This is a genomic window from Streptomyces sp. NPDC051576, assembly GCF_040681835.1.
Taxonomy (GTDB): Bacteria; Actinomycetota; Actinomycetes; order Streptomycetales; family Streptomycetaceae; genus Streptomyces.
Map to the genome: position 1 here is coordinate 339,793 of NZ_JBFAZO010000004.1, position 8,182 is coordinate 347,974.

The 8,182-nt window shown below is 70.0% G+C and carries 5 protein-coding genes; 4 read left to right on the top strand and 1 reads right to left on the bottom strand.

The features are described 5' to 3' along the window. The first annotated feature begins 57 nt into the window (after positions 1-57). Positions 58-2,526 (top strand): D-alanyl-D-alanine carboxypeptidase, encoded by a 2,469-nt coding sequence (locus AB0M63_RS15205; RefSeq protein WP_366019935.1) that lies wholly within the window; start codon positions 58-60, stop codon positions 2,524-2,526. A gap of 187 nt (positions 2,527-2,713) precedes the next feature. Continuing rightward, positions 2,714-4,558 carry an MFS transporter gene (locus AB0M63_RS15210; RefSeq protein WP_355905502.1) on the top strand — a complete coding sequence of 615 codons (1,845 nt, stop codon included), beginning with the start codon at positions 2,714-2,716 and terminating at the stop codon, positions 4,556-4,558. A 14-nt stretch (positions 4,559-4,572) separates the two neighbouring features. Here AB0M63_RS15210 and AB0M63_RS15215 read toward each other — a convergent pair whose 3' ends face one another. After that, complete coding sequence (locus AB0M63_RS15215; protein ID WP_366019674.1) at positions 4,573-5,412, bottom strand: hypothetical protein; 840 nt, start codon at positions 5,410-5,412, stop codon at positions 4,573-4,575. An 81-nt stretch (positions 5,413-5,493) separates the two neighbouring features. Between AB0M63_RS15215 and AB0M63_RS15220 the strand changes: the two genes are divergently transcribed. Beyond that, positions 5,494-6,282 (top strand): SDR family oxidoreductase, encoded by a 789-nt coding sequence (locus tag AB0M63_RS15220; RefSeq protein ID WP_366019675.1) that lies wholly within the window; start codon positions 5,494-5,496, stop codon positions 6,280-6,282. A gap of 135 nt (positions 6,283-6,417) precedes the next feature. Continuing rightward, positions 6,418-7,998: a sodium:solute symporter family protein gene (locus AB0M63_RS15225; protein WP_355905511.1), complete on the top strand. Its 1,581-nt coding sequence runs from the start codon at positions 6,418-6,420 to the stop codon at positions 7,996-7,998. The last annotated feature ends 184 nt before the right edge of the window (positions 7,999-8,182 follow it).

Sequence of the window (8,182 nt, forward strand, 5' to 3'; positions counted from 1 at the left end):
GACACACCCGAAGACACCGAAGCAGAGTCCGATGACGACCGCGACGGCGACAGCGACGTGACCAAGGGCGGCCCGGCCGCCGACGCCGAACCGGAGGACGCCGCTCCCGAGGCCGCCGCCGCCGGAAACGCCGGGGAGTCCGTCGCGGACGCGGAGAAGGCCGCCGGAGGCCCGGAGGCCGAGGGCGCGGCGACTCGCCCCGCAGCGGCGGACACACCCGAAGACACCGAAGCAGAGTCCGATGACGACCGCGACGGCGACAGCGACGTGACCAAGGGCGGCCCGGCCGCCGACGCCGAACCGGAAGACGCCGCTCCCGAGGCCGCCGCCGCCGGAAACGCCGGGGAGTCTGTCGCGGACGCGGAGAAGACCGCCGGAGGCCCGCGGGCCGAGGGCGCGGCGACTCGCCCCGCAGCGGCGGACGCAACCGAGGACACCGAAGCAGAGTCCGATGACGACCGCGACGGCGACCGTGCCGGTGATGTGGCCGAGGGCGCTCCGGCCGCCGACGCCGAACCGGAAGACGCCGTTCCGCAGCCTGCGGAAACCGAACAGGCCGACGCGGTCACAGACGCGCACCCGGAGGTCACCGACACCGCCCCGGAAGACACGCTTCCCGAAGCGGACGAAGCCGCCGACGCCGGGGAGTCTCTCGCGGACGCGGAGAAGGCCACGGGCGGCCCGCGGGCCGGGGGCGCGGCGACTCGCCCTGCGGTGGCGGACACTCCCGAGGACACCGAAGCAGAGTCCGATGACGACCGCGACGTGACCAAGGGCGGCCCGGTCGCCGACGCCGACCCGGAGGACGCCGCTCCCGAAGCGGACGAGACTGCCGAGGCCGATTCGGACGCACAACCGCGGTCCGCCGAAGCCGACGAAGTCGCAGACGCAGCCGCCGACGCCGGCACCGCCGCTGACGACGCACCCCGCCCGGACAGCCCCGGCGGCAAAGCAGAGCCGGACGACGCCCCCGCCGAGGCCATCGACCACCCCACCACCGTCTTCAAGGCCCTACGGCCGCCCAAGCGCGACGTCGACCAGCCCACCACCATGCTCAAGCTGGGCGGCGCCACAAAGCCCCCCGAGAGCCCCAAGACCGACAAGGCCCCCGAGTCCGACGCCGAGCGCACCAGCAGGTTCGTCGCGCTCAAGCCTCTCGACGAGCCTCGCAAGGTCACCCCGCGCCCGGACGCGACGCGGCCCGTCCCGCAGGTGGGTCCGGAGCGTACGACCCAGCAGCCGCTTCCCCCGAAGCCCCCGCTGGACCTCCTCGCCGAGCTGACCAACACCCCGCCGCCCCCGCAGACCCCGGTCCGCACGGCGATCCGCAGGGTCAAGATCTGGACCCCGCTGGTCATCCTGCTGGCGATCGTGTTTGCGGTCGTACAGGCTCTGCGACCGCTCCCCACGCCCACCCTCGCGCTCACCGCCGACGACTCGTACACCTTCGACGGCAGCAAGGCCGACCTCCCGTGGCCCAGCGAGGGCCAGGGCTGGATGGACGTCAACGGCATCGGCACGATGGGCAGCTTCGGCAAGCAGACGCCGGTCGCCATCGGCTCGGTCGCCAAGGCGATGACGGCGTACATCGTGCTCAAGGACCACCCGCTGAAGGCGGGCGCCGCGGGCGAGAAGATCACCGTCGACGCGACCGCCGAGAAGGAGGGCGGCTACGACAAGGACGGCGAGTCCACCCTCAACACCGTCAAGGCCGGCGACGTCCTCACCGAGCAGCAGGCACTGTCGGCCATCATGATCCCCTCGGCGAACAACATCGCGCGCCTGCTGGCCCGTTGGGACGCGGGCTCGGAGACGGCGTTCATCAAGAAGATGAACGACACCGCCAAGTCGCTGGGGATGACGCACACGACGTACACCGATGCCTCGGGCCTGAAGGAGACGACCGTCTCCACCGCCGGGGACCAGGTGAAGCTCGGCAACCAACTGGTCAAGATCCAGGCCCTGATGGACATCACCAAGCTGCCGAGCTGGGTCGACCCGTCCGGCCACAAGTGGACCAACTACAACCGCCTGGTGCCGTACAACAACTCGCTCGGCATCAAGACCGGCACCACTACCGCGGCCGGCGGCAACCTGCTCTTCGCCGCCACCAAGGAGGTCGGCGGTGAGACGGCCGTGGTCGTCGGCGCGATCCTCGGCCAGCACACCGCGCCGATCATCGACACCGTCAACGCGGTCAGCAAGACGGCGATGCTCGCGGCACAGGACGCGATGAAGTCGGCGAAGATCCTGAAGAAGGGTGACGTCGTCGGGTACGTCGACGACCAACTCGGCGGTCACACGCCCGTCGTCGTCACCAAGGACGTCGCCGCCGTCGGCTGGGCCGGCCTCAAGGTGAAGCTCTCCTTCGCCTCCGACGCCGTACCGCACTCCGCGAAGGCCGGCACCAAGGTGGGCACGCTCACCGTGGGCGACGGTTCGGGCGGTGCGGTCGTCGTGCCGGTCGCTCTCCAGAAGGATCTCGCGGAACCCGCCTTGACGGCGAAGGTGACCCGTCTCGGCTGACCCACGAGGCGATGCACGTCACCGCACCCCGCCGGCCGGCCACCCACCCGGGAGCCGACCGGCGGGGTGCGTGCTAGCGTCGCGAATCGGGGCAGGTCGCCGGTCAGCGGGACGCGGCGGCGAACAGGCCGGGAACGGGACAGGACGCGGCCGAGAACAGAAGACGGGACACGGGGAGTGCCTTCAGGTGGCCACAGCGGAGCCGACACGCGCCGACGATGCCGATCCGGGCCCGGGAGCCGGCCCGCGAATACGCCTGCCCGCGCACCCCACGGAAACAGACGACGGAACGCGTAGCGGCCGGCCCGCGCAGCTGATCGACCGGCTCCGCGCCCCCTTCCTCCGGCACCCGGTGATCGGCTTCACGCTGCTCTCCGGTGTCCTCCACGTGGCCTGGTTCTTCACGTTCGCGAACAGTGGTGGCGACCTCGCGGCGCAGGACGCCTGGGCGGAGTTCGTCGGCCGGCACCCGGACTCGGCGTACAACCTCGCCTGGTACGGCGGCATGCACCCGGTGTCGTACAGCATGGTGTCGCCGTATCTGATGTCGGTCCTCGGTGTCCGTACGACGATGATGATCGCCGGCACCATCTCGGCGGGCCTGCTCACCCTGATCCTGATCCGCAGCCGCTCGGTGCGGAACCCGCTGTGGTCCTCGCTCGCAGGTGTCTTCGCGCTGCTGTGCAACGCGGCGTCGGGCCGGGTGACGTACGGCCTCGGCCTGGTGTTCGGGCTCGGCGCGGTGGCCGTCGTCTTCTGCTGGCCGTATCGCTGGCGCTACAAACGCTGGGCGAAGGCCCTGTGCGCGGCGCCGCTGGCCGCGCTCTCGACGATGTCGTCGCCGGTGGCCGGGCTGTTCGTGGGGCTGGTCGCCGTCGCGCTGTTCCTGCAGAAGCGGCGGCCGGGCGCCTGGGCGCTCGGGCTCGCGCCCGCGGCCGTGGTGGCGGTGTCGGCGTGGCTGTTCCCGTTCTCCGGCACCCAGCCGATGCTGTTCGGCTCGATGATCCTGCCGCTGGTGTCCGGGGTCCTCGTCTACTTCCTGGTGCCGCGCGAGTGGATCACCGTTCGGATAACGGCGGCGGTGTACAGCATCGGGGTCGTCCTGGTCTGGCTGGTCAGTTCGCAGATCGGCTCGAACATCAGCCGGCTGGCGATGCTGTTCGCCGGAGTGGCCCTCGTCGCCGCGCTGCCCTTCGCGGTGCCGCGCTCGCGCAAGTGGTACACGATCGCGCTGGCCTTCGTCGGCTTCACCGGCTGGATCGGGTTCAAGTCGGTCGACGACGTCATCAACACCGCCCCGGCCGCGTCCTGGTCGCACGAACTCGCGCCGCTCGTCAACGAACTCCAGGAGGTCGGCGCCGAGCGCGGCCGGGTCGAGGTCGTCCCGGCCCGCTCCCACATCGAGGCCTCCGCGCTCGCGCCGTACGTCAACCTCGCCCGGGGCTGGAACCGCCAGGCCGACATGGAGCGCAACCCCCTCTTCTACGACGACACGCTCAACTCGGCGAACTACCACGAGTGGCTCCAGCGCTGGGCCGTCCACTACGTGGTGCTGCCCAAGGACGTGCCGGACGGCGACGGCGGCGAGCGCGAGCGGGCGCTGGTGCAGCGCGGGATGCCGTATCTGAAGCAGATCTGGGGCGATGCCAACTGGCAGCTCTTCCAGGTCACCGACCCGGCACCGCTGGCCGAGCCGAACGCGGTCGTGGACCGGGCGGAGCAGGGCGAGTTGACCATCGAGGTGAAGAAGAAGGGCCGGATCCTGATCCGGATCCCGTACTCGCCGTGGCTGAGCATCGTGGACGCGAAGGGCAAGAGCCTAAAGCCGCCGCAGGAGACCGACGCCTCCAAGGACCGTGCCGAGGGCACCCCGAAGACGTACGACAACCTCAACGGCTGTCTGATGGAGACCCAGGAGGACTCGAAGGGCGACAAGTGGACGATGCTGCTCGCGCCGAAGGCGGGGACCTACCGGCTGGCGGCGCCCTACCAGTTGCCCCGGGGCACGCCGTGTCCCGATGAGTTGAAGTAGTCGGCCTCAAGCAGTCAGCGCAGCCGGTCCACGTACGTGTCGGTGCCGGGGACGGTGGGGATGAACGGCGCCACCAACTCCACCTTCCCCAGGCCGGATTCGGCCACCGGCGTCTCCAGGTCCGAGAAGTACCGCTCCCAGCAGTCGCGGGGGTCCGCCTCCAGGAACCACAGGAGCGTGAGGCGGGTGTCGACGCCCTCGACCTGCTTGACGTAGGTCATGCGGTCGCCCGGCAGGGGGGTGGGGCGGAACACCGTCACCATCGCGGCCGGGGAGCCCGCGAGCCGCTTCGGGAGGTGGCGGGACCGCAACCACTCCAGCAACTCGGCGCGCTGCTCCGCCGATTCACTGTCCACGACCTCCAACACCAGCCCGGCGTAAGGGTGGTCGAGGGCGTGGAAGTCCCTCGGTCCGGCCGCGCCGTCGCGGTAGACGGTCGCCTCGTGGTCCTGGAACGCGGTGAAGACATGCGTACGGTCCTGGTAGACGCGGCCGTCGCGATTCAGCCGCTTGTTGATGCCGACGGTCCACTTCATGTGGTCGTCGTAGCGGCCCTCGGTGACCCAGTACGTGGAGAGGTAGCAGCCGGCGGTGACGGGCTGGGCGATCGCCGACTTCTCGGGGGAGCGCAGGAGTTGGAGGTCGCGGGTGGCGACCCAGCGGCGGCCGGCGTACATCCAGGGCATGGCCATCGCGCCGGCGTAGTAGTGGTCGTCCTCGTACCAGCGGTTGTAGGCGTACTCGTGGCCCGGATGCGGTTCGACCATGGTGATGAGCGCGTGGCCGGGCCGGACTCCGTACGGTCCTACGGCGGCCAGTTCGGCGTACACGTCGCTCCGGGTGTCCTCGCTCATGTCGCTCCCCTTCCGTCCTCCGCCGGTCGCCCATACTCTGACGCCCCGTCAGATAAAGCACCAGACCCCGGGAGGGATCGGATGTCGCTGCTCGCGGGCAAGACCGTCGTCGTCTCGGGGGTCGGGGCCGGGCTCGGCCACCAGGTCGCCGCCGCCGTCGTACGGGACGGAGGGAACGCCGTGCTCGGCGCGCGCACGGAGGCGAATCTGGCCAAGTCGGCCGCCGAGATCGATCCGGTCGGCGCGCACACCGCGTACCGGGCGACGGACATCACGGACGAGGGGCAGTGCGAGGCGCTCGCGGAGGTGGCGCGGGAGCGGTTCGGCCGGATCGACTCGGTGGTCCATGTCGCCGCGTGGGACAGCTACTTCGGCGGGATCGAGGACGCGGACTTCGCCACCTGGCAGTCGGTGCTCGACGTGAACCTGCTGGGGACGCTGCGGATGACGCGGGCGTGTCTGCCGGCCCTGAAGGAGGCGGGCGGCGGGTCGGTCGTCATCATCGGGACGCAGTCGTCGGTGGCCGCGCCCTCGCAGGTGCGGCAGGCGGCGTACGCGGCGTCCAAGGGGGCGCTGACGAGCGCGATGTACTCGCTGGCAAGGGAGTTGGGGCCGTACCGGATCCGGGTGAACACCGTGCTGCCGGGGTGGATGTGGGGGCCGCCGGTGGAGGCGTACGTGCAGTTCACCGCGCACACCGAGAAGGTGCCGGAGGCGGAGGTGCTCAAGCGGCTGACCGACCGGATGGCGCTGCCCGAGCTGGCGACGGACGGGGATGTGGCGGACGCGGCGGTGTTCCTGGCCTCGGAACGGGCGCGGGCGATCACGGGTCAGTCGTTGCTGGTCAACGCCGGGGAGCTGATGCGATGAGTTCATGTAGGTGAACACAGAACATCAACCCGAACGATTTTACGCCCCCTTGACCTCACGCTTACTTGTCGTGCTCACGCGCGACCGCCCACGATGAGCCCCGGGCTGAACCGGCTCAACCGTGGGAGGGCGCACATGAACGGGCTCGACTGGGCCGTGCTCATCGGCTATTTCGGCGTGATGGTGGCCATCGGTGTGTGGTCGCACAAGCGCGTCGACAACGTGAGCGACTTCTTCACCGCCGGCGGGAAGATGCCCTGGTGGCTGTCCGGCATCTCGCACCACATGTCGGGCTACAGCGCGGTGATGTTCACCGGGTACGCGGGTATCGCCTACACCTACGGCGTCACGTCCTTCATCACCTGGTCGTTCCCGATCGCGCTGGGTGTCGCCATCGGGTCGAAGCTGTTCGCGCCGCGCATCAACCGGCTGCGCTCACGGCTCCATGTGGCGTCCCCTCTCGAGTACTTGAAGAACCGCTACAACCTGAAGACCCAGCAGGCGCTCGCCTGGTCGGGAATGCTGCTGAAGATCGTGGACGTGGCCGCCAAGTGGGCCGCGATCGCCACCCTGTTGTCCGTCTTCACCGGTGTCACCCTCAACCAGGGCATCCTCATCACCGGCGCGATCACCGCGATCTACTGCACGATCGGCGGCCTGTGGGCGGACGCGCTGACCGAACTCGGCCAGTTCGTCATCCAGTTGCTGGCCGGCGTCTCCATGTTCGTGGCCGTCGTACTGAAGCTGAACGACAAGGGCATCGGCTTCTTCGGCGCCTGGGACGAACCGGCCCTGCACGGCCACGACAAACCGCTGGTCGGCCAGTACGGCACGGTGTTCCTCCTCGCGTTCCTCTTCATCAAGCTCTTCGAGTATAACGGCGGCATGCTCAACCAGGCCCAGCGCTACATGGCCACCAAGAGCCCCTACGCGGCCGAGCGTTCGGCCCGCCTCTCCGCGGCACTGTGGCTGATCTGGCCGACGGTCCTGTTCTTCCCCATGTGGATGTCACCGCTCCTGGTCCACGCGCAGAAGCCGGACGGCTCCGACTCCTACGGCCTGATGACCGAACAGCTGCTGCCGCACGGCCTGTTGGGCCTGGTGGTGGTCGGCTTCTTCTCCCACACGATGGCGATGTGCTCCTCCGACGCCAACGCGATCGCGGCCGTCTTCACCCGGGACGTGGCACCGGTGGTCTCCGCCAAGGCCCGTGCGTGGAGCGACCGTTCGGGCCTGATCGCGGCCCGCGTGACGACGGTCGTCTTCCTCGGCCTGTCGATGGCGGTGGCGACCCAGGTCAACTCGCCCACGTTCAAGGACATCATCACCATCGTCATCAAATGGGTCGCGGGCCTCATGGGCCCGATCGCGATCCCGATGATGCTGGGCCTGCTGCGCCCCTTCCGCAAGTCCGGCCCCACGGCGGCCCTGACCAGCTGGGCGGCGGGCCTGTTCGCCTTCTGGCTGGTCAACTACCCCATTAACTGGGAGATCGACGGCGGCGTCCCGCTCCAGTACCAGGTCTCGATCCCCCTCGCCGTCTCCCTCGTCCTCTACATCCTCATCGGCTACGTGAAGCCCGAGGACACCCCGGAACGCGACGCCCTGATCGAGCGGATCAACGGCGGCGGAGACGACGACGGCGAGGCGGCGGCACTCGCGGTACCGGCCCAGGCGGGCGCGGGCGACGACGTGGTGGGCAGCAGCCAGCCGTAGCCGCGCCTGGTCACGCCCCTCGCGGATGCGGGAACGAGCAACGCAGGACGGCCCTCCAACTCGGCCAACCAGGCCGACGGGAGGGCCGTCTGACCGCGCAACGCCGCGGCCCCAGCCGTAGCGCTCCCGCTCACGCCCCTCGCGGATACCGAGCGATCCACCCCGGCGAAGACCCAGCCGGCCC

Coding starts and splice junctions, on each gene's coding strand:
- AB0M63_RS15215 (WP_366019674.1), bottom strand. CDS start 5,412: ATGAGCGAGGACACCCGGAGCGACGTGTACGCCGAACTGGCCGCCGTA.
- AB0M63_RS15220 (WP_366019675.1), top strand. CDS start 5,494: ATGTCGCTGCTCGCGGGCAAGACCGTCGTCGTCTCGGGGGTCGGGGCC.
- AB0M63_RS15225 (WP_355905511.1), top strand. CDS start 6,418: ATGAACGGGCTCGACTGGGCCGTGCTCATCGGCTATTTCGGCGTGATG.